3 protein-coding genes and 1 pseudogene are annotated in these 1,741 nt (G+C 50.0%); 1 reads left to right on the forward strand and 3 read right to left on the reverse strand.

Going from position 1 to position 1,741, the window contains the following annotated elements; all coding sequences use genetic code 11:
• Positions 1–106 precede the first annotated feature (106 nt).
• Together F6K38_RS41145 and F6K38_RS41150 are read right to left on the reverse strand one after the other, a co-directional pair.
• Positions 107–283, reverse strand: coding sequence for a hypothetical protein (locus F6K38_RS41145; RefSeq protein ID WP_287360601.1), 177 nt, complete (start codon positions 281–283; stop codon positions 107–109).
• Positions 273–1,238, reverse strand: coding sequence for a glycosyltransferase family 2 protein (locus tag F6K38_RS41150; RefSeq protein ID WP_287298372.1), 966 nt, complete (start codon positions 1,236–1,238; stop codon positions 273–275). The genes F6K38_RS41145 and F6K38_RS41150 overlap by 11 nt, the downstream gene beginning before the upstream one ends.
• 6 nt (positions 1,239–1,244) lie before the next feature.
• On the opposite strand from F6K38_RS41150, the gene F6K38_RS41155 reads away from it, so the two are divergent.
• Positions 1,245–1,556, forward strand: coding sequence for a hypothetical protein (locus F6K38_RS41155; protein ID WP_287360603.1), 312 nt, complete (start codon positions 1,245–1,247; stop codon positions 1,554–1,556).
• A gap of 50 nt (positions 1,557–1,606) precedes the next feature.
• On the opposite strand, the pseudogene F6K38_RS43835 reads toward F6K38_RS41155, so the two are convergent.
• Positions 1,607–1,684: pseudogene (locus F6K38_RS43835) on the reverse strand (hypothetical protein); the annotation flags it as partial.
• Between the last annotated feature and the right edge of the window lie 57 nt (positions 1,685–1,741).

Genomic DNA, 1,741 nt, shown 5'->3' on the forward strand with positions numbered 1-1,741 from the left:
GTGCCTACCAACGGGCTTTGCAAGCTTGATTATCTGTCTGGTGCACTGCCCACCCTACATGAACCTAATAAGTGATTTCTGATTAATCGGGAATCGGAACCCACCCCTAACCCCTCCCAGGAGGGGATCGGGAATCGGGAATCGGGAATCGGAACCCACCCCTAACCCCTCCCAGGAGGGGATCGGGAATCGGGAATCGGGAATCGGAACCCACCCCTAACCCCTCCCAGGAGGGGATCGGGAATCGGGAATCGGGAATCGGGATGCAGCTATCAGCTTCCATGGGAAAGCCACTCAATCTGATCAGCTTTGTCTGGCAGCCGGGCTTGCTGTTGTCCCTTTGCCCTTGCCCAAGTTCCAAACAGACCAATCGGTGTGCTGATTAGCTCAATGGGATCGGTTTTGCCTGCGATCGCATTAATACTATTGCGCGGTAGTTCTTTCAGCAACCAACGACTGATCCGATACAGATATTCCGTGGGTGGAATATCCCGCATCAAGGGCACACCATGGAGCTGATGTAAGTAACGGTTAGAGCGACCATACCGATGCCATTGACTGTGATACTCCCGAAAAGTGGAACGGTGTCGGTGCTCCACTATAGCGGTTGGAGCAAGGTGTAATTGCCAGTTGCTTTGCTTTTGAATCCGCCAGCACATATCAGCATCACCACCAGTGGTCAGGTAAGGACGGAACAATCCCACTTCCTCAAATGCTTGCCGTCGGATTGCTAGGTTAGCGGTTTGACCGTAAGGACAATAAGAATTGTTTAACGTATGTTCCTGAGATAGAACATTATGATACTCAGCGTGTTTTTCTAGCCAGGTTTTACCGGGCAACCCGATGATTTGACCAGCAACAATACCAATACTAAAGTTAGCAAAGGGTGAGACCAGGTCTGCTAACCAATGGGGTTGGGGACGACAGTCTGCATCAGTAAAGGCAATTATTTCCCCCTTAGCTGCTCGAATTCCTTGGTTACGGGCGGCATAGGAGCTTTGAATCTGGTCTTCCAGGATGTAGTGGAAAGTTATGCCCTCAGATGCTCCCTCAGTAACAGCACTTTGGATGAGTGAGGCTGTGCGATCGCTGCTATTATTATCCACTAAAAGATACTCTACTTGGTCAGTGGCATAGGTCTGTTCCTGTAAACAACGGACTAACTCTGGTAAATCTGCTTCACCGTTGTAGATTGGTACAACTACTGAAACCTTGGGCAAGCATTTGTCATTTGTCATTGGGTAATGGCTAATGGCAGAAGTGTTGAAATTAGGAATAGGGAACAGGGAACAGGGAATCGGGAATCGGGAATCGGGAATCGGAACCCACCCCTAACCCCTCCCAGGAGGGGAACGGGAATCGGGAATCGGGAATCGGGATGCAGCTATCAGCTATCAGTTATCAGCTATCAGTTATCAGCTATCAGCTATCAGTTATCAGCTATCAGCTATCAGCTATCAGTTATCAGCTATCAGCTATCAGTTATCAGTTATCAGTTATCAGCTATCAGCTATCAGCTAATGCCCTACTGTGCCACGCTGAAGGCTGACCACTGACCGCTGACCACTGACCACTGACCACTGACCACTGACCGCTGACCGCTGACCGCTGACCGCTGACCGCTGACCGCTGACCGCTGACCGCTGACCGCTGACCGCTGACCGCTGAATGCTTGAATTATCAACTATCAATTTTGAGCATAATCAACTGCCGTTGGAGTAGCGATCGCACTCCATCTAAA

It is taken from the genome of Moorena sp. SIO3B2, assembly GCF_010692525.1.
Classification (GTDB): Bacteria; Cyanobacteriota; Cyanobacteriia; order Cyanobacteriales; family Coleofasciculaceae; genus Moorena; species Moorena producens.

Excerpts from the sequence above, each read along its gene's own strand:
- F6K38_RS41145 (WP_287360601.1), bottom strand. The coding sequence starts at position 283 with ATGGAAGCTGATAGCTGCATCCCGATTCCCGATTCCCGATTCCCGATC.
- F6K38_RS41150 (WP_287298372.1), bottom strand. The coding sequence starts at position 1,238 with ATGACAAATGACAAATGCTTGCCCAAGGTTTCAGTAGTTGTACCAATC.
- F6K38_RS41155 (WP_287360603.1), top strand. The coding sequence starts at position 1,245 with ATGGCTAATGGCAGAAGTGTTGAAATTAGGAATAGGGAACAGGGAACA.